The organism is Afipia sp. GW821-FHT04G03 (genome assembly GCF_059419985.1).
Genome location: NZ_JBWKSV010000004.1, coordinates 170,094 through 194,704 on the forward strand (window position 1 = coordinate 170,094; position 24,611 = coordinate 194,704).

A 24,611-nucleotide genomic window follows, 5' to 3' on the forward strand; every position below is an offset into this window, starting at 1 on the left:
GCCCTCAATCGCTTCGGTCTGGTTAGGCGCGTCAACATTTTGGCCTATCTACTTTAAGGTCGAAATCACACTAGTGATGTCTTGAACCTTACGCGGAAATGCTCTCTTCGCCAAGCCTGAACCTACCTGACATACAAAACGGTTCCATTGCGCATCCGTTCACCTGTCCACCCGTCCAATGACTGTCATCAGTTCCGCAATCTTTTTGCGTTGATCGCCCTTATCGCCACTCGTGATCGCGTGTTCCACGCAATGGGCGACATGGTCCTTCAGCACTTCCTCTTCGACTCGACGAAGGGCGGCACGAACCGCGGAAATCTGCGTTATAATGTCGATGCAATAGCGATCTTCGTCCACCATTTTAGACAAGCCACGTACTTGCCCCTCAATCCGGTTGAGACGCTTTTGACAAGATATCTTGATGTCTTTTCGCATATGGCCCATATACCCCTACATGGTATGCGTTGCAAGTGATGATGGAGACTTAGATGACCGCGTCGAAAAATGAAAATTCAGAAGGCGGCTCAAGCGGTTCTGGGTGCTGCTCGTCGAAGACCACTAAAGCTTCACGAGAAGCTGTGAAGACCGGGTGCTGTGGCGGAAGCCATGGTCATTCCAAACATGATCATGGGGGTCATCACCATCACGATCCTGGCAGGAATACGACGACGGTCATCGACCCCGTTTGCACGATGACCGTCGATCCCGCGACCAGTAAGCATCGGTTCGAGCACCACGGCCAGACCTACCATTTTTGTTCGACAACCTGCCGGACGAAGTTCGCGGCCTCGCCGGAGCAGTACCTCCACAAGACGCAACCTCAGCAACCCCACGTTCCGGAAGGTACGATCTATACCTGCCCTATGCATCCAGAGATCCGCCAGGTCGGACCCGGGAGCTGCCCGATCTGTGGCATGGCGCTCGAGCCTGAACTGGTCACTTTGGATGCTGCACCCAATCCCGAACTCGCGGACATGAGCCGACGCTTTTGGGTGGGGCTGGGGCTGGCTTTGCCGGTCATCGTCTTGGAAATGGGCGGCCATCTGATCGGAAGCCATCGCTGGATCGACCAGACGTTGTCAAACTGGATCCAGCTTGCCTTTGCGACGCCAGTGGTCCTTTGGGCAGGTTGGCCGTTCTTCGTGCGCGGCTGGCAATCGCTCGTCACCCGAAATCTGAACATGTTCACCCTGATTGCGATGGGCGTTGGCGTCGCCTACACCTACAGTGTCGTTGCAACCCTCGCACCCGGCATCTTCCCGCCGACCTTCCGCGGTCAAGACGGAGCCGTTGCCGTTTACTTCGAGGCCGCCGCCGTCATTACCGTGCTCGTTCTGCTCGGACAGGTCCTAGAGCTGCGTGCCCGCGAGGCGACGTCCGGGGCCATCAAAGCGCTCCTCGATCTAGCGCCGAAGATTGCGCGCCAGGTGGACGAGAGCGGTGCGGACCACGAGGTTCCGCTCGACAGCCTGAACGTGGGTGACAAACTGCGCGTTCGGCCGGGAGAGAAGGTGCCGGTGGATGGTGTCATTGTAAAAGGACGTTCGTCGTTGGACGAATCCCTTGTTACCGGGGAGTCTATGCCCGTCACCAAAGGGCCCGGGGCCAAGGTGATCGCAGGCACGCTCAATCAATCTGGCAGCTTCGTGATGCAGGCTGAGAAGGTCGGGCGAGACACGCTGCTATCCCAAATCGTGCAGATGGTCGCGCAAGCACAGCGTTCGCGTGCGCCGATCCAGCGCCTTGCCGACCAAGTGGCCAGCTGGTTCGTGCCGGCGGTCATTGTCGTGGCACTTGTCGCCTTCGGCGCCTGGGCGCTTTTTGGGCCCGAACCGCGCCTTGCATTCGGCCTTGTCGCGGCGGTCAGCGTCCTCATCATCGCGTGTCCTTGTGCGCTGGGACTTGCCACGCCGATGTCGATCATGGTCGGCGTTGGCCGCGGCGCCCAGGCGGGCGTATTGATCAAGAACGCCGAAGCGCTGGAGCGCATGGAGAAGGTCGACACGCTGGTAATCGACAAAACAGGAACGCTGACTGAAGGTAAACCGAAGGTCATTTTTATCGCCCCTGCCGCCGGATTTGAGGAGTCTGACATTCTGCAACTGGCGGCCAACGTCGAACGGTCGAGCGAGCATCCTCTCGCGGACGCCATCGTACGTGCTGCCAAGGAGCGGAATCTCAGTTTAAGCAACGTGGAGGATTTCAACTCGCCGACGGGCAAAGGCGTCACCGGCAAAGTGGAAGGCAAAGTCGTGTTTCTTGGAAACGCCGCCTATTTGAATTCAGTCGGTATCGAAACACAGGCATTGGACTCAGAAGCCGAACGGCTGCGCGGAGAGGGAGCAACCGTCATAAATATTGCTGTCGAGGGTAAGCTGGCGGGAATTTTTGCCATTGCCGATCCGGTAAAGGAATCGACGCCGAATGCATTGAAGGCGCTTGCAGCGGAAGGCATCCAGGTCATTATGCTGACTGGCGACAACCGGACCACGGCCAACGCGGTCGCAAAGCAGCTTGGCATTGCCGACGTGGAGGCAGAGGTGCTTCCAGATCAAAAGAGCGCGGTTGTAATCAAGCTGCAGAAGGCCGGACGCATCGTCGCAATGGCCGGCGACGGAGTAAACGATGCCCCTGCCCTCGCTGCGGCAGAAGTTGGAATTGCGATGGGCACGGGCACGGACGTCGCTATGGAAAGTGCAGGCGTGACGCTCTTGAAAGGCGATCTGGGCGGAATTGTCCGCGCTCGCCGCCTCTCTCAAGCGACAATGCGCAATATCCGGCAAAATCTATTCTTCGCTTTCATTTACAACGCAGCAGGAATCCCGGTCGCTGCGGGGATCCTTTATCCGACCTTCGGATTGTTGCTCTCACCGATTATCGCCGCAGCGGCCATGGCTCTGTCATCCGTGAGTGTTGTCGGCAACGCGCTGCGGTTGCGGGCCATGCATCTTTGATCTTACTTGATCAAGGAGGCTTTCGCTCCCGGATCGCTTGGTCTGGGAGCTTGATGGTCATGGGGCGCACTTTTTCTGCGCCCACCGCTTCTACCTGAAGACCTAAGATATTCGAGTCCTTCAGTCGGACAAATACAAATCGCTTTACCTGGCTTGCTGCCGTGGCTTGCCCGGGTCTTCGGAGTGCTGGCGGCTTTATATTCGCTACCGGCCCGCTTCTCGTTTCAACATCCCATGTCACGTGACTACCGTCATAACCATCTGGAATTCTTCGAACTGATCCGGATCATTGCGCAAAAGAAAACCATCGATCCGCATTGGTCGATGGGGACGTTACTCGCTTCACATGCGCGCCTGCCCCGAAAAAATTGCGCCAAGTCCGCCTACTCTGCCGGCTAAGCGGTTTGAGAGGCGCGATGCGCAGTAGATGTTCCGCCATTGCTGGCGCCTGTTTGCATCTGGAAACCTCAGCGAAACCGCTTACCATTCCAACGCATCTGATAGCGACAAAACGACCCGTCTCGGCTGCAATCGACATCGATCGACGGCACACCTGAGTCGATCGACATATCGATTTCGAGTACATCTCCTCGCCAAACTTCGCGAAACGTGCCTCCTCTGGAAAGGAAGACACGATGAGGACAACCCTTCGGCGAACAAAGAGCATCTCGATTGGAACAACCAAACTGATCGAAGTGGATTGCGACGAACTCTTCGCCCCTCGAGCCTTTAATGTATCGCAGATATCCCGTTCGAACATTTATCGAGTCGTCCATGCAGCGACGCTGCGCCGCTTTGAATGCCTTGTGAATCGCTGGCGGCAGCTGTTGCAGGCGTTCATCTGAGAGCGGGGAGAATTTGCCCTGTGCCATTCCTGCCGCGCGCGCATTTGCTCCGGTTACGGTCAGACACACCATGAGTACGATGAATAAATGCAGCATTGCATCCTCCTACAGTCTAGCAGAATCGGCCCCCTAAGTCAGATCAGTTCGAACACCACGCCGAGCCTCTTTTCCGTCATCCAAATAACTCGACAAGCTCGCCGAAACTCGTCTGCGGCAATTACAAGAGTAAATTTCTTCGGAACTCCTGCTGGGCCCCTAATTTCCAGCAAGGCTCCAGTGGAACTGAGACTCCGGACTGTGCAGGAGATCGCCGCATCTCCGAAAGAGATTATGCCGGCTCTAAAAACTTTCCTTCGTTCATGATACCCCAAGACCGACACCGCGTTTGTCTAATCGACTTTCTTCTCCGCCTTCTCGCCTAGTTTAACGATGTCGCCCTTCGTGAACAGAATCCCTTGTAGCTCCGCACGCCAGTCCGGCTTTTTTCGGAGAAGAAATTCGAGGTTCATTCCGAAATGTTTGAACTCCTCCTTCTGCGCGTTTGCCATAATCGCCTTGGCGTTCTTGTCTTTTTCGACAGAGATTCTCTGTTCGTACCAACTAATAGCTTCCGCCTCCTCGATTAGAGACGTGATCATCCGCGCGAAAGTACGCGTTTCCTGTGAAAGCTCTTCCGGCGGCTCGTGATACTGATCGAAACCCATCTGCTTTCCTTCCGTTGAAACAAAACTGCTTACAGTTCTTTCACACCATTAAGTTTGGGAGGCGCCAAAAGGCGCAAGGCGTTTATGGTCACCAGGACCGTAGCGCCAGTATCTGCGAGAATGGCCGGCCACAGACCCGTCAAACCGACCACCGTGGTCACGAGGAATACGACCTTCAAACCAAGTGCGACAGCAATGTTCTGCTTGATGTTGATCATAGTGCGCTTTGACAGATCGACCATCGCCGCGACGTCTGCGACGCGACCGTGAAGCACGGCGGCGTCGGCGGTCTCGAGCGCGACGTCGGTGCCTCCGCCCATGGCGATGCCAACATCTGCGGCGGCCAGCGCGGGGGCATCGTTGATGCCGTCTCCAATTTTCGCAACTGACCAGCCCGCTTTCTGAAACTGAGCAACGATCCTCTGCTTGTCCTCAGGCAGCAATTCCGCCTGAACCTCGATTCCAAGACGCTCGCCGATTGCATTTGCCGTTCTGCGATTATCTCCAGTCAGCATGACCGTCTTGATGCCCATCTCGGTCAGTGCCTTCAGGCCTGCTCTTGCGTCCGGTCGGACCTCGTCGCGCATCGCGATTGCGCCAGCCACTTCATGCCCGACCAGAACGATGGAAACCGTCTTTCCTTCATGATTAAGCGCTGAGATCTGCTCCCTTTGCGCTGGCGTCATCGGGGCACGTTCGTCAGCGGCCTTGGGCGATCCGACGAACACCTCAACCCCCTCCGCCATAGCACGAACGCCTACGCCGCCCATCGCGTTGGCGTCGGACGTCGGCGGCAACGATAGCTCCCGCTCGGTTGCTTTCGCTAGAATTGCTGTGGCGAGGGGGTGGCTCGAACCCAACTCGAGCGCGGCGGCAAACCGCAGTACGTCCGTTTCGGTGCGTCCATAGCCGATGATGTCCGTGACCTGGGGCTTACCGGCGGTCAATGTCCCGGTCTTGTCAAAGCACGCGACGGTGATCTTGCCGATCTGCTCGAGGACGGCGCCGCCCTTCATCAGGAGCCCCCGCCGTGCCCCTGCGGATAAGCTTGCGGCAATGGCGGCCGGCGTCGAAATCACTAGCGCGCATGGGCAGCCAATCAGGAGGATGGCAAGCCCCTTATATATCCAGTTGCTCCAGACACCGCCAAACAGGAGTGGCGGAACGACGGCGATCAAGGCCGCAACAACCACCACACCGGGGGTGTAGTACCGGGAAAAGCGATCAATGAAGCGCTCTGTCGGAGCCTTCGATTCTTGAGCTTCCTCGACTAATCGGACCACGCGCGCGATCGTATTGTCGGAAGCTGCGGCCGTGACGCGCACGCGCAGCAAGCCATCACCGTTGACGGTGCCGGCAAACACGATTCCCTCAGGTCCCTTTCGGACCGGCGTGCTTTCGCCGGTCACCGGCGCTTCGTCGATCCCGCTTTCTCCAGAAAGGATGACGCCGTCGGCCGGGATGCGATCGCCGGGTCGGATCTGGATGATCGCTCCGACCGAAAGACTGTCCGCCTGCATCTCACGAACCAACCCATTTTCTTCCAGCCGGGCCGTCTTCGGAACAAGCTTGGTCAAGTCCTGGATGCTGGCACGGGCGCGACTTGCGGCCACGCCTTCCAAGAGCTCGCCAATCAGGAACAGGAAGACAACAGTCGCGGCCTCTTCGGTTGCTCCAATGATCACCGCACCCACGGCGGCGACTGACATCAACATTTCGATCGAGAATGGCGTGCCAGCCCGCGCTGCAGATAGCGCGCGCTTCGCGATTGGAACGAGCCCGACCATCATGGCGAAAAGGAATGCCCAACGCTCTGTAGCAGGAAATAATTTGCCCAGTAGAAAAGCCGAGGCCAAGGCCAAGCCGCACGCAATGGTGAGCATCCCTTTGCGGGTTCGCCACCAAGCCTGGTTGCTCGAACCGGCCCCATCAACGTGCGAATGGAGTTGGTCGTAAGAAGCCGGGAGCGTTTGATCATCCGTCTCATGACCAGCTCCCTTGGCTGCAAGCTCTTCCACGCGCGTGATTCGATAGCCCAAATCCGAGATCTGGTTTTGAATCTTTTCGTTTTCCGCTTTACCGTCATGACTAACTGTCACCGTGCCCCGATGTACTGAGACCGTTACGTCGCCAACACCGGGCATCCGTTGCAGGGCGTTTTCGATCTTCGTGGCGCAAGAGGCACAGTCCATCCCCTCGACTCCGAGGCGCAAACTGCGTGGGGCGCCGGCCATGGGCGGGCTTTTGGTTGTGTGGCTGATCATGTTTTGCCTTCTTTGCGCAGCCTTTTATATAACGCCGCGACGGCGTCGGAAAAATTGATCGCCGAGTTCTGAGCGCAGTGATCTTCGAGGAAATGCAACTGGTTTACGAGATCGAACGTGACCGGATTGAGGTCGAGCTGTTCATCGACAGCGCTGGGTCTGCTCGACAGAATTCCACTCATGAAGCCTTGTGCCCAAGCCAGATAGTCGCGACGAAGGATAGGATTGGATCTAATATCAATGCTGAAACGCTGACACGTCGTTGCGCCCAGCCCGACAATCCTGGCTTGGGAAGATTGCGCCTGAACTGCAGACCATGAACCAGCGGCTGCCAGGAAAAACATTCCCACGGTCCATGGGAAGCACAAACGACAGACGCTTGGGAGAGCGGAGCATCTGGTGCGATGCGCCGGATTCTCTGGGCCGATGGGACGAAAGCCTGACCTTATCGCCATGAACCGCTATCCTCGTTTAATCATCCTATTTCTTGAATTTCGCCTGGCCTGATTTTCCGTCGGCTGTCTTGATGGTCAGCGTGATCGTCGCGCCCGTGGCAATCGGAGCCTTGGCCTCGCCCTTCAACGCGTTCTCTCCCGATGGCGCAAGCGTGACCGTCTCGCGCCCCGCTCCCATGGCAATAAGTGCGGCGCCCGTGAAGCCTTTTGTGGAAACCGGCTTTTTGCTTTCGTCAAAGACGTTGATCATGATTGTGCTTCCGGATGTAACCAGTTCTGCTTCAACTCCTGCGACATCCTCCATCTGCCCGCCATTCGGTCCCTTTTGGCTTCCATGGGAATGTTGCGCGAAAGACGGCACCGACCAGATGAGGGACAGCACAATGATTGCAATGTATTTCATGTTGTAACTCCATTGGTTGTGGGTTGAGGTCCTTCGCCCCTCTCGCCGTTCTCACGCCTGAAAAGAACGTAGAGCGCCGGCAGGACAAGAAGCGTGAGAAGTGTCGATGAAATAATTCCGCCGATTACGACGGTCGCCAGCGGCCTTTGAACTTCTGCTCCGGCGCCGGTGGCAACCGCCATCGGCACGAAGCCGAGCGACGCAACAAGCGCCGTCATGAGGACGGGCCGCAGCCTCGTCAATGCGCCCTCTCTAACAGCATCTATGATCGCGTGACCTTCGGAGCGCAGCTTTTCGATGAAGGTGATAATCACCAGCCCGTTAAGCACGGCGACACCGGACAGCGCGATAAATCCAATGCCTGCGCTGATCGAAAGAGGAATGCCCCTAAGCAAGAGCGCAAGTATGCCGCCGGTCAATGCGAGCGGAACGCCGCTGAACACCAAAAGCGCGTCAGGCATCGAACCCAAGCTCATGAATAGCAGCAGAAAGATCAGAAGTAGCGCGATTGGCACAACGATGGTCAATCGCTGCGTTGCGGAGACCAGTTGCTCAAACTGACCGCCCCACCCGATCCAATAGCCTGCCGGAATCTTCACTTTCTCGGCGATCTGGCTTTGCGCATCGGCAACGAACGATCCCAGGTCCCGTCCCCGCACGTTCGCGGAAACAACGATTCGGCGCTTGCCGTCCTCGCGACTGATCTGATTGGGGCCCGGCGCGACATCGATCTGGGCAAGTTCGGACAACGGGGCGTATCTGATCTGGGCGAGCGGAGAATTTCCCCAAACTGCGCGCGTCGTCATCGCCTTCGCCTGCCCGTCGAGCGGAGGCAGCGGTATCGGAAGCGACCTGATAGCTTCCAAATTTGTGCGCAAGCGCTCCGGAAGCCGCACAACCAGTTCGAAGCGCCGATCGCCCTCGAAAACCAGACCAGCACTCTTACCGCCGACTGCTATCTCGACGAGATTTTGAACGTCCGCGACGCTGATGCCGTAGCGCGACAACGCCGCACGATTGAGCTTGACAGTCAGTACCGGCAGCCCCGAAATCTGCTCGGTCTTGACATCGGCCGCGCCCGGGACATTCTGTATGACAGCTTGAACCTGTGCAGCAACTTGAGCCAGAACCTCCAGATCGTCGCCGAAGATCTTGACGCCGACGTCACTGCGAACGCCCGAAATCAATTCGTTGAAGCGCAACTGAATCGGCTGCGAGAGTTCGTAACTGCTGCCCGCGATTTCTTCGGCAGCTTCCTCGATGGCTGTGACGACCTCACTCTTTGGCTTCTTCGGATCCGGCCACTGGTCACGCGGCTTGAGCATCACGTAGCCATCGGAGATCGAAGGCGGCATCGGATCGGTTGCAACTTCTGCAACGCCAGTACGGGCGAAAGTTTCCTTCACCTCAGGTATCTTGAGAAGGCGCTTCTCGAGCATTTGTTGCATCTCGAGCGATTGCGTTAGGCTTGTGCCTGGAATACGAATCGCCTGCAGGGCGACATCTCCCTCGTCCAGGCTCGGGATGAACTCGCCGCCCATTTTGGACGCTGCGAAGCCGCTTATAATGATCAGGAACGCGGCCAGGAACGCAATCATGCCGCGATGCTGGATTGACTTCGATAACAGGGGAACATAGATGCGGCGCGAGCCGCGCATGAACCAGTTCTCTTTCTCCGACACTCGGCCAGTTACCAGCAGCGCGACCGCGGCAGGTACGAACGTCATCGACAGGATGCTGGCGCCAAGCAACGCCATCAGCACCGTGAGAGCCATCGGCGTGAACATCTTGCCCTCGACGCCGGTCAGCGTGAGGACGGGCAGGTAGACGACCGCGATGATGAGAGTGCCGAACAGGCTTGGACGGATAACTTCGCGTGATCCCTCCAGAATCGTCGCGAAACGCTCTTCACGCTTGAGAACGCGGCCCAATTTTTGCTGCTCATGCGCCAGCAAGCGCAGACAGTTTTCGACGATGATGACGGCGCCATCGATGATGATACCGAAATCGATTGCACCCAAGCTCATCAGGTTGGCACTGACCTTGTTTTCGAACATTCCCGTGACGGTGAACAGCATGGACAACGGGATCACGAACGCCGTTGCGATCGCCGCCTTGAAGTTCCCGAGGATCAAAAACAGAATGACGATGACGAGAAGCGCACCTTCCACGAGATTCTTTTCCACGGTTGCGATCGTGGCTTCAACGAGATGGGTACGGTCGTAGATCGCGCGGGCCGTCACGCCTTCCGGAAGCGATCGGCCGATCTGTTCGAGCTTCGCGGCAACGCGCTGCGCAACCGTACGACTGTTCTCGCCGATCAGAAGCATCGCGGTGCCCAGCACCATTTCTTTGCCGTTCAGCGTGGCCGCACCGGTTCGAAGATCCTTGCCCTCTTTCACGTCGGCAACGTCGGAAATACGAACGGGCACGCCATTGCGCGACCCGATGACCACCTCCTTGATCTCTTCGATGTTGGCGACTTGTCCGGGCGTGCGCACCAGATATTGCTCGCCGTTGCGCTCGATATATCCGGCGCCGACATTGGCATTATTGGCAGCAAGCGCAGACATGATGTCGCGAAAGCTGAGCTTGTAGGCCATCAATTGCGTCGGATCGGGGAGCACATGAAACTGCTTCTCGAAGCCGCCGATGGTGTTAACTTCGATCACGCCCGAAGTGTTTCGCAGTTGCGGTTTGATGATCCAGTCCTGAATCGTCCGCAGATCCGTCGGGGTGAATTCCTCGCCGCTGGGTTTGAGCGCTCCTGGCTTGGCCTCAACCGTATACAGATAGATTTCTCCGAGACCGGTCGAAATCGGGCCCATCGCGGTTTCGACACCCGTGGGCAGGCTGTCCTTGACCTGCTGAATGCGCTCATTGACGAGTTGTCGCGCGAAATAAATGTCGGTGCCGTCTTTAAAGACGACGGTTACCTGGCTCAACCCGTATCGTGACAGCGACCGAGTGTTAAGCAGGTTAGGAAGACCGCCCATACCGGTTTCGATCGGAAACGTGATCCGCTGTTCCACCTCAAGCGGTGAGTAGCCCGGGGCGCTGGTATTGATCTGAACCTGAACGTTGGTGATGTCTGGCACCGCATCGATCGGCAGGCGCGTGAAATTCCACGCTCCGAACGCTGCCATGAGCAGAGCACCGATCATCACCAGCCACCTCTGGCGGATGGAAAACGAAAGGATACCGTCAATCATTGGACTTCTCCGGACGTTTGCCGATTTCCCGGATGCGAGCGAAAGAATGGATGGGCGTTATGAACACGACGCCATCTCCCTTTCTGCCGGTCCAGGCTGCAGACGCGATGCGGTCACGAATCTCATCGGCCAGTTCGGATCGGCACACCAGTCTGAGTTCGAGAAAATTATGATATGTGAGATCGAATTCAGACGAGACATAGGCACCGCCTTGCCCTCGTCCTCGCCCCTGACCGCGGGTTTCGGTGAATGTGAAACCCGGAAAATCAGGCAGGTCGTGAAGCATGCGCACCACGTGCCCTTCCATGTGCGGCCTAATCAGCGCTGTTACCAGCATCATGTCGCGATCAGTGTTCATGCGAAGCCGATCCTTTCGCCATCTCTGCCTTGACGATAAAACTGTTCTGGGCGGCATAGACGTCGCCCTCCACAAGGCCGAATGCTATTTCGACGATTTCCGGGTCGCGCCCGCCGAGTTCGACATCGCGGACTTCAAACTTGTCGCCGTTGCGGACGAACACAACGGTTCGATTTTCCACTGTCTGCAGCGCGGACGATTTCACCGCGACATTCACCTTCTTCGCCGACAACGACAGCCGACCAGTAATGAATAGGCCCGGACGCAGCCGTTGATCTAAATTTGGCACGATGGCTCTCGCGATTGCGCTCTGGGTGTCGCTGCTTCCGATTGGAGCCAGATAGGCAATCTTCGTTTCGATCGGCGGACCACCATCGGCAGGATCGACAAAAACCTGGTCGCCGACGCTGACGCGGTTCAGATCGCGGCGGTAGACAGAAAGATCCACCCAGACGGTCGACAGATCCGCGATAACAAACGCCGGCTTTTGCTCGGAAACGTATTCGCCCAGTGTGGTCTGGCGATCGATCACCGTACCCGCGAGAGACGCCTTCAGTTCATAAGGCGTAAGGCTCTGGTTGCTCTCGACGATCGCAAGAACATCGCCCTTTTGGACGCGATCGCCGACCCGCTTGCGGGTTTCGCGCACGATTCCGGGAAATCTTGGCGTGACCTGCACCAGCGATTCCTGGTTTGGCTGGACAACGCCGTTCAACAGCAGGCTATCGCGCAAGACGCCGGGTGATGCCTTGGCAAGTTCGATACCGGCTGCGGCCACTTTGGCGTCGCTCATTTCGACCCCTTCGGAATGTTCTTCCTTTTCCACCTTTTCCGTCGAGCCTGGTTTGGGAGTTGCCGGCGCCAGCAACCGATAGCCGCCATAAGCAAGCGTCCCGACAACTAGCAAAAACACCGAGTACCGAATTAGTCCTTTGATCATCTTGAACTCTCGCGGGTTAGCGAAAACGGGTTACCGACGAGACCTTCGATCGTCGCGATGGCGATATGGAAATTCTGCAAGGCCTCCTGCTCGCGAAGGAGCGCCTGCAAAACCGAGCCCCGGACGTCGAGCAGCTCGAGCAAGGTGAACCTGCCTTGCGTGTAGCCGCTCAGGATAGTCTCAGAAGCGCTGCGCGCCTTCGGGATGACCGAAGACCGCAGCAGCTTGAGTTCCGCAAGCGCTCCAGTCAGCGTGTCGTAGGCACGGCCCGCGATGCTGATGAGGACGAGCTTGTTGATGGCGCGCTCGGCATTGGTCTTTGCCAACGACTCCTGGGCCGCGATGATATTGCCGGTGTTCTGGTCGAATATTGGCAACGGAATCGAGACGCCCAAGCGCACGGCGTTGTCGTTGGTGTCCTGATAATGCCGCCAACCGGCCGAAATGCGCGGGTCAGGGATCGCTTTCAGGCGCGCGATGAGCAGTTCGGCATTGCGCTGGGCAGTGACGGCAGTCCACCGCATGAGCTGGGGATTGGCTTCGATGGCGTTGACGACCGCCTGAAACGAAGGCGGCTGGCCAATATTCGCAAGCCGCCCGACCGCGGTTCCGAAACGCGGACTGCTGTCGCCCATCAGGATGGCCAAATCACGCCGCGCGGTCGCCAGGAGCGTTTTCGACCGCTCGCGTTCGACTCGAAACAGATCGGCCGCGACCTGGGCACGCAGGGTCTCGGCGGGCGACGATGCGCCCTCCTGGACGCGTTTTTGAAGCAGAGGAATGAGCGTATCGAAGCTTGCAATCTGCTCGTCGAAGATCTCGATCCGGCGTTGGGCGCTGATAATCGTGATGAACGCGATCGCGGTTTCCGAGAGGACTTCGAGACGCGTCGCGCGCCTTTGCCAGACCGCGCTTCCTACGCCGGCTTCGCCGGCGGCAAGACGAGCTTCGCGCTTCCCTCCAAGCTCGACGAGTTGGCTGAGCTGTAAAGTTGTCTCGGCAGATCGCGTTCCCTTGTAGGGACCCGAGCCAAGGGCACTATCCAGTTCAAAGGAAACGTCAGGATTAGGCAACGCTCCAGCCTGAATGCGAAGCCCCCCTGCTATCCCGATATCGCGTTCAGCGGCTGTTAAGCGCGGATTAGCCGACAGCGCCCGCTGCAGGGCCTGCGGCAGCGAAATGGAGCGCGTGGGACGCGGTTCGATGGCTGCAGCGGGAATTGTTATCATAAGCAATGCGCAAATCACGCGCAAAGCCGTTCGGACGAAAGACATAATACTGACCTGAAAACGGAGAAACGGCGACGCGAGAGAGCCGCGTCGCTACGACAACGTTCAGATCAGATTTTTGGGGGGTGGCGTGTCGAGCCGGGGGGGGTCTTCGACCAGGAGCGTCGGTTCCCTGAATCGTGGCCCAATAAGCTGAGCCGAAGGAGTCGCAACCCGGGCCAGGACCGGCACTAAAATCGGTGCATAGACTTGACAATACTCACCGCCGGCGGACAATTTTTCGGAGTTTCCGTCGTCGCGACCGTCCGTTGCCAAACTCGCTTCAAGCGCAATCGTTGTTGGAATGACCTTGAAACCTGTGATCGTTTCGTTCACATGCGCGGTCGCATGGGCCAGTCCAACAAAAAGATAAACGAACGCCAGGAACATCACCAGCGCCGGGCGAATGCGCAGCGCTCGTTGATCAAATAGATTCCGGCTGGCCCGATGTTCCATATGGTCCGAATAGCAAATTCCGTTACTGAACACTATCACAAATTGCCTGAAATCAGCTTGCCCGGAGTTTGATTTTCACCCGAAATTACCCTAGCGGTGGATCAGTCGGTCGATTGCGACACTTTGAGGCACATACATGGGTGAAGGTCATTCGCACGGAGGAACTATCCCATCGGCGGCTGGCCGACACCGGAAACCTCTCTATATCGCGCTCGCGCTGACCTTGACTTACATGACCGCCGAAATCGTCGGCGGGATTTGGACCGGAAGCCTTGCGCTGATCGCCGACGCCGCGCACATGGGAACCGACGCCGGCGGCTTAGCTCTGGCGTTGTTTGCAATTTACTTCGCCCAGAAGGCAGCAACTTCACAAAAGACGTATGGCTATCTGCGCACTGAAATCCTCGCCGCATTGACCAATGCCGTGGTGCTGTTGCTGCTGACGGTTTACATTCTTTATGAGGCTTACAAACGATTTCTGTCGCCGCCCGAAATTCTCAGCGGACCGATGCTGGCCGTCGCGGCGGTCGGCCTTGTCGTCAATCTCATCAGCATGAAGCTGCTTTCGGCGGGGTCGTCGGAAAGCCTCAACGTCCAGGGTGCCTATTTCGAGGTGCTCAGCGATATGCTCGGTTCGCTGGGGGTGATCGCCGCCGCCCTGATCATCATGTATACCGGCTGGACCTTGGCTGATCCTCTCATCGGCGCCGGCATCGGCCTGTTTATCGTGCCCCGAACCTGGACGCTGTTGAAGCAGGCCGTCCATATCCTAATGGAGGGGGTTCCGGTCGAAGTTGATGTGCCTTCACTTGAAAAGGCATTGCTGGAAATTCCCGGTGTGACCGCCGTTCATGATTTGCACGTCTGGACCATTACATCCGGAACGGATTCATTGACCGGCCACGTGGTTGTCACCGACATGAAAGACGCACGGGCAATCCTGATGAACGCAAAGGCCGTTCTCGAGGAGAAATTCAAGATCGATCATGTGACGATTCAGATTGAGGACGAGGAAATGCGAACGGCCGAGCCTGTGCTGCGCATCTGAAGCTGTCCTGTCGGTCCCCGACCTACACGAAGTTGCCTGCCGCCGGGTCAGCCATTGCATCAGTCTGATTCCGGAATGCTGGCGAAAATTTGAACCAAATAGAGAGTTAAAAATATTCGCCAGCACCGGCTCAGCTGCGGCGTGCGCGGATTATGGCGATGCGGCCGACCATCTCGGAAACGGTGTTCACGCGACGCACACCATCAAACCCTGTCTTCTTGATTAAGTTCAACCAGCTGCCGTCGAGATGGGGCTTCGCGGTCTCAGCGCCGAACAAGTAGCCGGTGCCGCGAAGTGCGTGGATCTCTCGCGGGTGCAGCGGTTGGTCGAAGTCGGCAATGTGCAGTGTACCGCCGTGCCGCAATACTCGCCTCATTTCCTTGAGGAGGGCAACCTTATCACTCAGCCGTAAAGGATGCAGCGCGAGCGATAAGATCACCTTGTCGAATGATGCAGCATGGCAATCGATGCAGTACTGATCCCCGTGCAAAAGCTCGAGATTGCTTAAGGGGTCGCGGACGCTCGTGTTTGATCCCGCAGGCTGTACGGCAGAAAAATGTACGGCGGGATACTGACGTGCAAGCACCTCGCACAAGCTGCACCCCTCCGCGCTCACCTCCAAAACTCGCTCGCCTGAACGTAGCGCGGCGTCCTGTATCAGTGGCTCCCGCCAGTTTTGCGCCCGAATCGTTAACCGGTAGCCCCATTTACGTACGAACATGAGCAAGCGAACGCGCACCGAACTCATTGTGATGAACGGCAAGTTATAGGCAAATGGATCCGCAATCCTTTGTTCAAAATCGCGGTGCGACAATTGAGCGTAATGCAGGCGCGCGGCTCACCATAAAATGGTCCTACCATTCTGACTATGGTTGAAGCGCCGACTTGGCGCCAGGTTACGGCGGGGTCGGTTCTGCGCATCTGAAACTAGCCAGCCGGCCCCCGACCTGCACGAAGTCGCCTGCCGCCGGATCGGCCATTGCGATATCACGGGCCGGCGACGGGCCGGTTGGCAATATTCTCATCTTTACATCCGTCCAATTTATCTCCGAACTCGCGTAGCAGGAACAGACTGACATCGTCGAGCGAGTCATGATCTTTGCGGAACGGCTGCTCAAGCGTCTCGATGAGATAAAGCGCATATACAAACATATAGGATATAAAGCCAAAAATCAGCGCCGTACCGGGCGAGCCTTCAGTCTCCAAGAACAGCAAAAGCAGCACGATAGCTGCAACCAACGTCTTCACCAAAATGTACACGGAAGGCACGAATTGCATGCTTTGAATGTGATAGATCCGGAAGACGCATCTGCGCAGTTGATCCTGCTGGCCGCGCAGCCGCACGATGAAATTCGCCGGCATGCCCAACACATCCATTTGCGTAACCATCGGAGTGAGCTTGTCGATTTCGAGGATGACTGGTCGTAGATCCTTGTGGGCCCCCTCGTGTCCAAGTCCCCTCTGCAAAACGGTCAGGATGTTCCCCAGTATCGTTCGCAGCGGACCGACTTTGAAATCCGGGCACTTCTCGGCGAAACAGACAGCGTCGTCATGGATTGCCTCCAATGCCACGCGAATGTCGGCCGGCAACCGCTCAGATTCTTTGTAGTCAGAAAGAACGCCCGACAGCAGAAAGCCGATGATGAAAATCGCTCCACCGATTGCGCTGGTCAACAGCGTGCTCAGCGTCACGAATTCGAACTGCATCCAGTGAACAAACACCTTGATGGCGCTGATCGCGACGACCAATCCCGCCACAAGGAAGAATAACTTAAGCTTCTTCAACTCGTGATGCTCGTTGATCCATTTCATAAAGCGGACTTTTGCGATCGAATGAGACTTTATAACGGCTAATCTCTTCGAGCAAAGAGGGGGACCTTGTGTGGCATACGTTCGGCCATACATAGGCATTGATGGAGTGATCACCATACTACCGTACGGGAATTGATTTGGCACGCAGGAAGTGACAGAGTTTATGTCTCTTGCGGGATGCATGATTGCTTTCGACCGAAAGGGAACGTTGCCATGAAAACCATCATCACGATCGCGGCCGGCGTTATTCTTTTGAGTGGCGTCGCAGCCGTAACTCCCGCAGCAGCCTTACCGGCCTCCGGGACCGCCATAGATGCGCGAAGTATTGCTGCGAGCGAGCAAGTGCAGCCGGTTCACATGCGCCGGCATCGCCATCATAGGCACTACGCGCATCGACGTTATCGTGTTAGTCCCTATTACGGCTATGGATACGGATACGCACCACCAGTATTCCTACCGTTTGGCTTTGGTCATCACGGCGGACACCACTTCGGGGGGCACCATTTCGGTGGCCATCATTTCGGTGGCCATGGCGGACACCACGGCCATCACTGAGTTCGCAGAGCGGTTCCCGATTAAATGGCCTGAATTAGCTTGGGCCGGCTACTTTGACGACGCACACAACGGTGCTGAACTTGTGTGCTTCTTCGTCGGGGCACGACGACGTCAAAATTCTCCGCGCAGGCGGCCTGAGAACACCGATACCGGGCCGCGGTCCGCATTGTACGCCGGATTAGTGATGGACTGATAGTCGGCGGTCAGCGTGATCTGCTTGTTGAGGGCCAACGCATAATAAACCTCAAGGATTTTCTCTTGCCGGTAATTGATCTGCCCGTCGCCGATCAGCACGCCAAGGCCGCCGGCCGCGACAAAGTCGCGATGGTCCTTCGATAGGGCATTGAACGCGCCGCCGATCCCGATGACGTCGTCCGGCCTTCCCCATGAGGTTCCCTTGATCGACGCGCCGAACGACAGGCTGGCGTCGATGTCGGTGAAGACCATAATCTCGGTCTTGCCGTCGTTCCAGCTCCACCGGCCGAATACGCCGATATCGCTAGTGATCGCCTGCTCGACGTTGAACACGTAGCCATATTTAATCCGCCCGCGGCGCGTCTGGCTGATGTCGAGATTGAGTACCGGATCGTTCAAGGTGTCCCGGTAACCGCCGGAATAAGCACTGTTGAGCCAGGCGATGGTGCGGAATTTCCCCGGCTGCGAAAACAGCGAATAGCGCGTTTCGAGCTCGAGGATGTAGTTGCCACGCTGAAACACCTTCATGTCGAAATTGCCTGAGTTCGATTCCGAAACCATCAGGAAGTAACCCGCGCGCAGCGCCCAGTATCTCTGGTTCAGTTCGGCCGTCACGCCATATGTCAGGCCGACCTTGTCGGCGGAATAGTCGAACGCGCCCGGCGCCCATATCGACCAGTTCATGAAGTCCTTGCGGGGATCCTTGGCGTAGGCATTGCCGTCGAACACATCGGGGACAGCGAACTTTCCGGCCTGTACTGTCAGCCGTGAGACGTCCGCTTTCCCCGCGAGTTGACCGGGGCCGCTGGGCAACTCTTCCTGCTTGCCGCCGAAGCCGAATGTCTGGCGCAGGTAAAATCGCGACGGGTTGAAGCGCGGATAAGGGAAGTTCGATTTTTGCGCCTCGCCGCTGGTAAAGCCGGCGACGCCGACGGTATTGCTGAGGCCGAAGCCCTGAAGCAATTCAGGGTTGAAGTAGACTTCGCCGCCGTCCCACAGCCGGGCATTCAGATAGAGGCTGTTGCTCCATGTCGCCTGCGACTGGCGGCTGGGCGTCAGGCTGTTCGTGCCCGTGTAGGGCGCATGAAATCCGGGATAGCCCTGCGACAGGTAGGTGGTCTGTCCGTGGATTTCCCAAATGTCCGATGACGGCGCGGTCCTTGCCGCTACAGGCTGCGATCCCGTGCTCCCCGGCCAATCGATCTTGCGGTTCAGGCCGATGCGAAGCGTCTGGAAATCCAGTGCCGAGGCATAGCGCGCTCCCGACGGCAACCGGACGTCGGCCGGTCCGAAATCGTAATAGAGATACTCCAGCCGCGCCGACCAGAGCGGATCGATGGCATATTCGAATCCGGCCCCGGCAGCCCAGCCGGTGCGACGCTGGATACTTTTCTCTTCCAGTCCGCCCGATAGGTCACTGGCAAACCGTGTGCCCTGCCAAGCGAATCCACCAGTCGCATAGACCATCCATGAAGGTCGGGCATAACCGAGGCGCGCGCGCACGGAGCCGACGTAATCCATTTTCTCGGTCAGGCCAGCCTCCGCAGATCTTGGGGACGACACCACCGCGTTAGAGTTGATGTAGTTTGGAAACGTGATGTCGGCCTCGACGCCGAGCAAAATCCGCGAGGGCAAGACGACATTATACCCGGCCTGCACGCCGCCGTTGATGCCGTTATAGGAGTGGGAGAGTGCCGACGGCAGCGGATCGAACCGCGTCGCGTTGGAGCGACCCCAGCCGTACCCCATGTGAGCGCCGATATAGAGGCCGCTCCAATCGAAATATGTCCCAGCGCGCTGCTCCTTGAGCGGCATCGCAATGGGCTTGTCGGCCGCCAGGCCGGCGTCGAACAACAGCGCCCCGAGCGCGATCCCGGCGAACAGGCTTTTCAAGATATTCGCGCCGCGACGCGGCTCGCGGATGACGTTTTGGCCTCGCAGCGTCATAAAAAATGTCGCCATTCTAAGTTGTCAGAGCTACTTGCGAATGACTATCAAATACTTGTTGCGAATAACTTGCAACAAGATTTTTGCGAAATGGATAGCAACGAGCTCAGGCATGTACCCGGCCACCGGAAGCCGCGCGTAGCGTCGGCTCGTCCGAAACTAGTAGGCGTCAACGGCCTAGGGGTTGTTGGTTCTAAGCGGCACGGAGAGCGTCTCAAAATCTGAGAAGTCTATACCGGTCCCTTTATCGGAGGCTGACGGGCTTTTAGAAAAAGACACAAGGGGCAACATCATCGCAGTTAACCTCGTCAACCCAGCGATGGGTTCATCGATATGAATGAATGTTCAAGGGCTTATCGCAAATTTAATCTGGAGAGCTGGAACGGATATCTCCCATCGTAATTATTGCTCCACATGACATGTATTTGGAGTCAGGAAAGAAATGAAAAAACTAGCTATCGCATTTGCCGTCGGTGCAGCGGCGCTCCTCGGCGGTTCCGCCGCCAATGCAGCAAACAACTCGGTGAAGGCGCAGGCTGCAACCCACACTGCGCAAATTAATGAGTTCAGTTCGCAGCATCGGCGTCATCGTCATCACTCACGCCATAGACACGTTCGCCCTTACGGTGGGGGCTACGGCTACTATGCTCCGCAGGCTTACTATGCCCCACAGCCTTATTATTATGGCGGTGGACCGAGCATCGGATTTGGTTTCGGAGGCGGACATTTTGGCGGACACCATGGTGGTCATCACGGCGGACACCACTGGGGCCACCACTGAAAACTGGAGAAGCAAAAAGCCCGCAGAAGTGCGGGCTTTTTAGTGCAGGTTTCATCCCCTAAAACACTCATCCATCATTACGCGAAAAAACCCACGGATCGGATCTGATTGCAGCCGCACCGGAACGGGTCACTCTGCACTTGACATAGATACTCCGAGCTCTCCAACCTGAGAATCTTGGGTACGCGAGGCTCGACATGACAGTCCACATCAATCTTAGCGACCGGAAACCTTACATGCTTTCTGTTGCGGACGCGGTCGCGGCGCTCAGCGACGAAGCAGGCTTTCAATCCGGCGATCAAGCTAGGATAACATGTGGCGATTTAACGCTGCCATCGGGCGAGGCTGTCACTCTCACTGGACTTCTATTTGAGCGCGGTAATCGCCACGTTTACACAGTTTGGTTGCGCAGCTCAAAAATATGCCGTGCCAGATATCGGTCGGAGTCGATTGATTTCGAAACCGTTAAGTTGGCGGACGCCTTGGTTGACAGCGATGTTAATGTGACCCTAATCGACGGCAGGGTTCTCCGAGCAGTTCAAATTACTCCGGCGAAGTTGCCGTACAAAACCACCGAACGTGATTGGCAGATCGTCCATCAGACGATTTCATCGGCGGAAGCGGAGGATCGGTGTTACGCTCTTCCGGCCGGTTCTCAAGGGCCTGACTTCATTGCGATGGCGCGCGAATTGAACCTTCTCAATTACAGTGCTCTTCGAGACCTGGATAATGTTCCGTATCTGAAGGTAATACAGGGCGACCTGCTCAAGCATAATCCGAACAGCAAGGTTGTATCGGAGCAAAAGATCTCCGACACCTTGAGCAAGTTCGGAATTCGTCACAAAAGGGCGCGCCCCCGCCGTGCCACAATTTGAGTTTGATCAGCGCGGCTGACAACGACATCCCGTGTGACATCATTAGCTTCCATGCAATGGAGGCATACAATGTCCACGATTTTTGTCACAGTTTCTAAGCGTGCGATTGAGGGTATGAAACGTCGGGCGCGCGAAGCGGCCGATCGCGGGCCGATGAAGGGAATCCTTGACGGTCCGCAGCGGCTCAGTGTGTTGAAGCGCTTTTTGGCCAAACCAAAGGCGAATAGGCAGGCCCGCCGCCGTTGTACAAAAAGCCCCCGAATGCGATCTTAAATCTTGCCACAATCTCACATTGATCGCGATTGATGCGTTCAGCAAAAAAATGATGGATGTAAGAGCTCCCTTCGAAATGAAAGGAGCTCACTGTGACCCACGACCGCGTCGTCATGACGCTTGTACGCTCATTGCGAGCGCCCAAACGTAAGACAAGAACACACTCTAAGAAACAAATTCGGCAGATCGCGAACTTGGTCCTTTGTTACGGCTGGACCTATCCGATCCTGATCGACGAAGACGGCGTTATCATTTGCGGCTATGGCCGCTATCTCGCCGCGCTTGAGCTTGGGCTGAAGGAAGTGCCGACAATCGTCATGTCGGGCCTAAGCGATGCCAAGAAACGCCTCCTTACTATAGCGGACAACAAAATCCCGACGAACGCGGGATGGGATTATCCCGTTCTCGCAGCGGAGCTTGGCGAACTCGCGGTTCTGCTCCCCGAATGCCAGCTCAATATCGAACTCTCCGGCTTTGAAGCTGCCGAGATCGACAGCCTGATGAGCGATCACCTCGACTCTGAGCGTCAACCTGGCGATGTCGTACCCGAGGTAGAAGCCAAGGCCATCAGTCGAACTGGCGATATATGGACGCTGTCGAAACATCGGCTGTTGTGCGGGGATTCGAAAGAACCCGGGGATATCAAAAAGCTGATGGGCACCGCCCGCGCCGCCATGGCTTTTACGGACCCGCCCTACAATGTCAAAATCAGCTCCGTTCAAGGTCGCGGAAAAACCAAGCATCGCGAGTTTGCCTCCGCCTCCGGCGAGATGTCGCGCGCCGAGTTCACCGAATTCCTTGCCAGCTGGATGCACTTGGTGGCTCGGTATTTAGAAGACGGTTCAATCGTCTTCTGCTGCATGGATTGGCGGCACCTTGGTGAGTGCCTTGCAGCCGGCGAAGAAGCTTTCACTGAGCTCAAAAACATAATCGCTTGGGTCAAAACCAATGCCGGGCAAGGCAGCTTTTACCGCTCCCAGCATGAGCTAATCCTTGTGTTCAAGAATGGCACCGGCCGCCACCAGAACAATATCGAACTTGGCAAGTTTGGCCGCTCCCGATCGAATGTCTGGGAGTACGCCGGCGTCAATACGTTCCGCAAAGATCGCCTCGCCGAGCTGACCGTTCACCCAACGGTCAAACCCGTTGCCCTGGTGGCCGACGCCATGCGGGACTGTTCGCGTCGTGGCGACATTGTGCTCGATCCTTTTATGGGATCCGGCACCACCATTCTTGCTGCCGAAAAGGTCGGTCGGCGCGGCTACGGCATCGAAATCGACCCTTTGTACATCGATGTTGCGATCCGCCGTTGGCAGGAATTCACCAAACGCGACGCAATCCTAGAGGCCACCGGCCAAACCTTCGGCGAGGTGGCCGCAGAGCGGTCCGCCTCCCCTGCTCTCAAACGCGTAAGGATCTAACACAATGGCATCGATCCCAAAAATTGAGCGTGTCTTCCGGAAGCGGGTACGGCTGGAGCCGAGCGACGATGACGTTGGCTATGGGAAGCCGCCTCGTTCTCGACAATTCAAGCCAGGCCAAAGCGGCAATCCAAAAGGTCGTCCGAAGGGGGCTAAAAGCGAGGCGACTATCCTTATGGAGCTCCTGAATCGTAAAATCGAAATCCGACAGAACGGGCGGATTCGAAAGATCACTATTCTGGAGGGAATCTTTCACAAGCTCGCGGAGGACTCGCTCAAGGGCAACACCAAGAGCGCAGCGTTCGTGCTGAACCGGCTGGCCGCGATTGCCTCTACAGCGAGCGCCGAGTCGGAGGTCAATCCTGACGATAAGGCCGTTCTTGATGCCTATCTGCGGAATTTCCAATCCACACTTGGTGGAAAGGAGAAATTGCCGTGAAGGATCAAGATCTGCTGTACTCCATCCTGCGCAACGATTTCGAGAGCTTCCTTCATCGCTGCTTTCTAATGCTCAATCCGGGAGCTGAATACCTCCCGAATTGGCACATCAAGGCGATTTCGCACCAGCTCCAACGCATTCGGGACGGCAAGGTCAACCGTCTGATCCTCAACATGCCGCCGCGATACCTGAAGTCTTTGACGGTGTCTGTGATTCTGCCGGCGTTCTTGCTCGGGCATAATCCTCGAATGAAGATTTTTGGTGTGAGCTACAGCAACGACCTTTCGGCCAAACATGCAGCCGACTTTCGAGCGATCGTTCAGTCCGATTGGTATCGAAAAACATTTCCGAGCATGCGCGTCGCTCGGATCGCCGATTCCGATGTCTTCACCACCAGACGCGGCTTTCGCCGATCGACTTCCGTTTCGGCAACTTTGACGGGCCTCGGCGGCGATATGATCATTCTGGATGACCCGCAAAAGCCAGTGGATGCGCAATCCGACACTCTTCGTAACTCCCTGAACCAGTGGTTCACAAACACTTTGCTCTCGCGCCTCGACAACAAAGCCACGGGTGTCATCATTCTGGTCATGCAGCGGGTTCATCTTAATGATCTGACGGGTTTCCTCGCCGAAAATTCCAACGATTGGACCATACTGAGCTTGCCCGCCATTGCCGAGGTGGAGGAAAAAATCGCCATCGGTGACGGCGAGTTTCACATGCGCCGGGCTGGCGAAGCCCTTCACCCCCAATACGAGACTCTCTCAACCTTGGAGAAGCTTCGCTCAGAAATGGGTTCCGCTATCTTCAGTGCTCAGTATCAACAATCCCCGGTACCTGACGGTGGCGCGATGATCCACCGCCAATGGCTACAGTATTACGATCAATTGCCTGAGCGCACCTACAAGGCCAAAGTGGTCCAGTCTTGGGATACGGCTGCCAAGGACGGCGCTCAGAATGACTGGAGCGTCTGCACCACGTGGATGGTGGTCGATAAGCGATATTACCTGATGGATGTCACGCGTGGTCGCTACGAATATCCCCGCCTTAAACAAACCGTCATCGCCCTCGCCGACCGCTTTAAGCCTGACCGGATTCTGATCGAGGATGCCTCGACCGGCATCGCGTTGGCCCAAGAACTCAAGCAACTTGGCAGCTACCCAGTAAAGGCCGTGGCAATTGAACGTGACAAGATCGGTCGCCTTTACGTCCAGCAGGCGAAGTTCGAAGCCGGCATGGTATTATTCCCCCGCACGGCGAACTTCCTCGCGGAAGTCGAATCCGAGCTCCTTAGGTTCCCGCAGGGCAAGACTGATGACATCGTCGATAGCATCAGCCAGGCGCTTGCGTTCAAGACCTGGGGATATGATACGACCCTTTCCTGGGTCGGATGATGGCGAGCCGCC

The 24,611-nt window shown here is 56.9% G+C and carries 24 protein-coding genes; 9 read left to right on the plus strand and 15 right to left on the minus strand.

Going from position 1 to position 24,611, the window contains the following annotated elements:
- Window positions 1–159: 159 nt before the first annotated feature.
- On the minus strand, window positions 160–435 hold the full coding sequence (locus AC07UB_RS18930; RefSeq protein WP_024575748.1) for a metal-sensitive transcriptional regulator: 276 nt from the start codon (window positions 433–435) through the stop codon (window positions 160–162).
- A 53-nt stretch (window positions 436–488) separates the two neighbouring features.
- Between AC07UB_RS18930 and AC07UB_RS18935 the strand changes: the two genes are divergently transcribed.
- Together AC07UB_RS18935 and AC07UB_RS18940 are read left to right on the plus strand one after the other, a co-directional pair.
- On the plus strand, window positions 489–2,954 hold the full coding sequence (locus AC07UB_RS18935) for a heavy metal translocating P-type ATPase (RefSeq protein ID WP_029659692.1): 2,466 nt from the start codon (window positions 489–491) through the stop codon (window positions 2,952–2,954).
- Window positions 2,955–3,107: 153 nt separating this feature from the next.
- The gene (locus tag AC07UB_RS18940) at window positions 3,108–3,353 is read left to right on the plus strand and encodes a hypothetical protein (RefSeq protein ID WP_152528602.1); all 246 of its coding nucleotides are present in this window, start codon (window positions 3,108–3,110) and stop codon (window positions 3,351–3,353) included.
- Between the two features lie 68 nt (window positions 3,354–3,421).
- On the opposite strand, the gene AC07UB_RS18945 is transcribed toward AC07UB_RS18940, so the two are convergent.
- From AC07UB_RS18945 to AC07UB_RS18995, 11 genes are all read right to left on the minus strand, one after another.
- Window positions 3,422–3,895: a hypothetical protein gene (locus AC07UB_RS18945; protein ID WP_157170044.1), complete on the minus strand. Its 474-nt coding sequence runs from the start codon at window positions 3,893–3,895 to the stop codon at window positions 3,422–3,424.
- A 38-nt stretch (window positions 3,896–3,933) separates the two neighbouring features.
- Window positions 3,934–4,179 (minus strand): PilZ domain-containing protein, encoded by a 246-nt coding sequence (locus AC07UB_RS18950; protein ID WP_081602424.1) that lies wholly within the window; start codon window positions 4,177–4,179, stop codon window positions 3,934–3,936.
- A 9-nt stretch (window positions 4,180–4,188) separates the two neighbouring features.
- Complete coding sequence (locus tag AC07UB_RS18955; protein WP_002714842.1) at window positions 4,189–4,503, minus strand: ferritin family protein; 315 nt, start codon at window positions 4,501–4,503, stop codon at window positions 4,189–4,191.
- A 29-nt stretch (window positions 4,504–4,532) separates the two neighbouring features.
- Complete coding sequence (locus AC07UB_RS18960) at window positions 4,533–6,767, minus strand: heavy metal translocating P-type ATPase (protein WP_494654079.1); 2,235 nt, start codon at window positions 6,765–6,767, stop codon at window positions 4,533–4,535.
- A complete protein-coding gene (locus AC07UB_RS18965; protein ID WP_494654077.1) occupies window positions 6,764–7,111 on the minus strand; it encodes a hypothetical protein in 348 nt (115 codons plus the stop codon). Before AC07UB_RS18965 ends, AC07UB_RS18960 begins: the two co-directional genes overlap by 4 nt.
- Before the next feature lie 136 nt (window positions 7,112–7,247).
- Window positions 7,248–7,625, minus strand: a complete 378-nt coding sequence (locus AC07UB_RS18970; protein ID WP_494654075.1) for a hypothetical protein — start codon at window positions 7,623–7,625, stop codon at window positions 7,248–7,250.
- Window positions 7,622–10,837, minus strand: coding sequence for an efflux RND transporter permease subunit (locus tag AC07UB_RS18975; RefSeq protein WP_494654074.1), 3,216 nt, complete (start codon window positions 10,835–10,837; stop codon window positions 7,622–7,624). Before AC07UB_RS18975 ends, AC07UB_RS18970 begins: the two co-directional genes overlap by 4 nt.
- Window positions 10,830–11,195: a P-II family nitrogen regulator gene (locus AC07UB_RS18980; RefSeq protein ID WP_494654073.1), complete on the minus strand. Its 366-nt coding sequence runs from the start codon at window positions 11,193–11,195 to the stop codon at window positions 10,830–10,832. The genes AC07UB_RS18975 and AC07UB_RS18980 overlap by 8 nt, the downstream gene beginning before the upstream one ends.
- The gene (gene ihpB / locus AC07UB_RS18985) at window positions 11,185–12,135 is read right to left on the minus strand and encodes a divalent metal ion exporter adaptor subunit IhpB (RefSeq protein ID WP_494654071.1); all 951 of its coding nucleotides are present in this window, start codon (window positions 12,133–12,135) and stop codon (window positions 11,185–11,187) included. The genes AC07UB_RS18980 and ihpB overlap by 11 nt, the downstream gene beginning before the upstream one ends.
- Window positions 12,132–13,409, minus strand: coding sequence for a divalent metal ion exporter subunit IhpA (gene ihpA, locus AC07UB_RS18990; protein WP_494654069.1), 1,278 nt, complete (start codon window positions 13,407–13,409; stop codon window positions 12,132–12,134). The genes ihpB and ihpA overlap by 4 nt, the downstream gene beginning before the upstream one ends.
- Before the next feature lie 60 nt (window positions 13,410–13,469).
- Window positions 13,470–13,859, minus strand: coding sequence for a hypothetical protein (locus tag AC07UB_RS18995; RefSeq protein WP_494654068.1), 390 nt, complete (start codon window positions 13,857–13,859; stop codon window positions 13,470–13,472).
- 136 nt (window positions 13,860–13,995) lie between these two features.
- On the opposite strand from AC07UB_RS18995, the gene AC07UB_RS19000 reads away from it, so the two are divergent.
- Complete coding sequence (locus AC07UB_RS19000) at window positions 13,996–14,907, plus strand: cation diffusion facilitator family transporter (protein ID WP_494654066.1); 912 nt, start codon at window positions 13,996–13,998, stop codon at window positions 14,905–14,907.
- A gap of 130 nt (window positions 14,908–15,037) precedes the next feature.
- Here the strand turns inward: AC07UB_RS19000 and AC07UB_RS19005 are convergent, their stop codons facing one another.
- Entirely contained in the window at window positions 15,038–15,493 is a 456-nt protein-coding gene (locus AC07UB_RS19005) for a class I SAM-dependent methyltransferase (protein WP_494655288.1), read from the minus strand.
- Window positions 15,494–15,894: 401 nt separating this feature from the next.
- Window positions 15,895–16,719 carry a hypothetical protein gene (locus AC07UB_RS19010; protein ID WP_494654063.1) on the minus strand — a complete coding sequence of 275 codons (825 nt, stop codon included), beginning with the start codon at window positions 16,717–16,719 and terminating at the stop codon, window positions 15,895–15,897.
- A gap of 213 nt (window positions 16,720–16,932) precedes the next feature.
- Between AC07UB_RS19010 and AC07UB_RS19015 the strand changes: the two genes are divergently transcribed.
- Window positions 16,933–17,274 (plus strand): hypothetical protein, encoded by a 342-nt coding sequence (locus AC07UB_RS19015; RefSeq protein ID WP_494654061.1) that lies wholly within the window; start codon window positions 16,933–16,935, stop codon window positions 17,272–17,274.
- 111 nt (window positions 17,275–17,385) lie between these two features.
- On the opposite strand, the gene AC07UB_RS19020 is transcribed toward AC07UB_RS19015, so the two are convergent.
- On the minus strand, window positions 17,386–19,431 hold the full coding sequence (locus AC07UB_RS19020) for a carbohydrate porin (protein WP_494654059.1): 2,046 nt from the start codon (window positions 19,429–19,431) through the stop codon (window positions 17,386–17,388).
- A gap of 427 nt (window positions 19,432–19,858) precedes the next feature.
- Between AC07UB_RS19020 and AC07UB_RS19025 the strand changes: the two genes are divergently transcribed.
- The 5 genes from AC07UB_RS19025 to terL all read left to right on the plus strand — a co-directional run bounded on the left by AC07UB_RS19025 (window position 19,859) and on the right by terL (window position 24,599).
- Window positions 19,859–20,197, plus strand: a complete 339-nt coding sequence (locus AC07UB_RS19025; protein ID WP_494654057.1) for a hypothetical protein — start codon at window positions 19,859–19,861, stop codon at window positions 20,195–20,197.
- A 197-nt stretch (window positions 20,198–20,394) separates the two neighbouring features.
- Window positions 20,395–21,072 (plus strand): hypothetical protein, encoded by a 678-nt coding sequence (locus tag AC07UB_RS19030; RefSeq protein ID WP_494654055.1) that lies wholly within the window; start codon window positions 20,395–20,397, stop codon window positions 21,070–21,072.
- 365 nt (window positions 21,073–21,437) lie between these two features.
- Window positions 21,438–22,766: a site-specific DNA-methyltransferase gene (locus AC07UB_RS19035; RefSeq protein WP_494654053.1), complete on the plus strand. Its 1,329-nt coding sequence runs from the start codon at window positions 21,438–21,440 to the stop codon at window positions 22,764–22,766.
- A gap of 4 nt (window positions 22,767–22,770) precedes the next feature.
- Complete coding sequence (locus AC07UB_RS19040; RefSeq protein ID WP_494654051.1) at window positions 22,771–23,205, plus strand: DUF5681 domain-containing protein; 435 nt, start codon at window positions 22,771–22,773, stop codon at window positions 23,203–23,205.
- Window positions 23,202–24,599, plus strand: a complete 1,398-nt coding sequence (gene terL / locus AC07UB_RS19045; protein ID WP_494654049.1) for a phage terminase large subunit — start codon at window positions 23,202–23,204, stop codon at window positions 24,597–24,599. The genes AC07UB_RS19040 and terL overlap by 4 nt, the downstream gene beginning before the upstream one ends.
- Window positions 24,600–24,611: the final 12 nt, after the last annotated feature.

What these genes read in the sequence shown, in the direction of transcription:
- AC07UB_RS18930 (WP_024575748.1), bottom strand. Translation starts at nt 435, where the DNA reads ATGCGAAAAGACATCAAGATATCTTGTCAAAAGCGTCTCAACCGGATT.
- AC07UB_RS18935 (WP_029659692.1), top strand. Translation starts at nt 489, where the DNA reads ATGACCGCGTCGAAAAATGAAAATTCAGAAGGCGGCTCAAGCGGTTCT.
- AC07UB_RS18945 (WP_157170044.1), bottom strand. Translation starts at nt 3,895, where the DNA reads ATGCTGCATTTATTCATCGTACTCATGGTGTGTCTGACCGTAACCGGA.
- AC07UB_RS18955 (WP_002714842.1), bottom strand. Translation starts at nt 4,503, where the DNA reads ATGGGTTTCGATCAGTATCACGAGCCGCCGGAAGAGCTTTCACAGGAA.
- AC07UB_RS18960 (WP_494654079.1), bottom strand. Translation starts at nt 6,767, where the DNA reads ATGATCAGCCACACAACCAAAAGCCCGCCCATGGCCGGCGCCCCACGC.
- AC07UB_RS18965 (WP_494654077.1), bottom strand. Translation starts at nt 7,111, where the DNA reads ATGTTTTTCCTGGCAGCCGCTGGTTCATGGTCTGCAGTTCAGGCGCAA.
- AC07UB_RS18970 (WP_494654075.1), bottom strand. Translation starts at nt 7,625, where the DNA reads ATGAAATACATTGCAATCATTGTGCTGTCCCTCATCTGGTCGGTGCCG.
- AC07UB_RS18975 (WP_494654074.1), bottom strand. Translation starts at nt 10,837, where the DNA reads ATGATTGACGGTATCCTTTCGTTTTCCATCCGCCAGAGGTGGCTGGTG.
- AC07UB_RS18980 (WP_494654073.1), bottom strand. Translation starts at nt 11,195, where the DNA reads ATGAACACTGATCGCGACATGATGCTGGTAACAGCGCTGATTAGGCCG.
- ihpB (WP_494654071.1), bottom strand. Translation starts at nt 12,135, where the DNA reads ATGATCAAAGGACTAATTCGGTACTCGGTGTTTTTGCTAGTTGTCGGG.
- ihpA (WP_494654069.1), bottom strand. Translation starts at nt 13,409, where the DNA reads ATGTCTTTCGTCCGAACGGCTTTGCGCGTGATTTGCGCATTGCTTATG.
- AC07UB_RS18995 (WP_494654068.1), bottom strand. Translation starts at nt 13,859, where the DNA reads ATGGAACATCGGGCCAGCCGGAATCTATTTGATCAACGAGCGCTGCGC.
- AC07UB_RS19000 (WP_494654066.1), top strand. Translation starts at nt 13,996, where the DNA reads ATGGGTGAAGGTCATTCGCACGGAGGAACTATCCCATCGGCGGCTGGC.
- AC07UB_RS19010 (WP_494654063.1), bottom strand. Translation starts at nt 16,719, where the DNA reads ATGAAATGGATCAACGAGCATCACGAGTTGAAGAAGCTTAAGTTATTC.
- AC07UB_RS19015 (WP_494654061.1), top strand. Translation starts at nt 16,933, where the DNA reads ATGAAAACCATCATCACGATCGCGGCCGGCGTTATTCTTTTGAGTGGC.
- AC07UB_RS19020 (WP_494654059.1), bottom strand. Translation starts at nt 19,431, where the DNA reads ATGGCGACATTTTTTATGACGCTGCGAGGCCAAAACGTCATCCGCGAG.
- AC07UB_RS19025 (WP_494654057.1), top strand. Translation starts at nt 19,859, where the DNA reads ATGAAAAAACTAGCTATCGCATTTGCCGTCGGTGCAGCGGCGCTCCTC.
- AC07UB_RS19030 (WP_494654055.1), top strand. Translation starts at nt 20,395, where the DNA reads ATGACAGTCCACATCAATCTTAGCGACCGGAAACCTTACATGCTTTCT.
- AC07UB_RS19040 (WP_494654051.1), top strand. Translation starts at nt 22,771, where the DNA reads ATGGCATCGATCCCAAAAATTGAGCGTGTCTTCCGGAAGCGGGTACGG.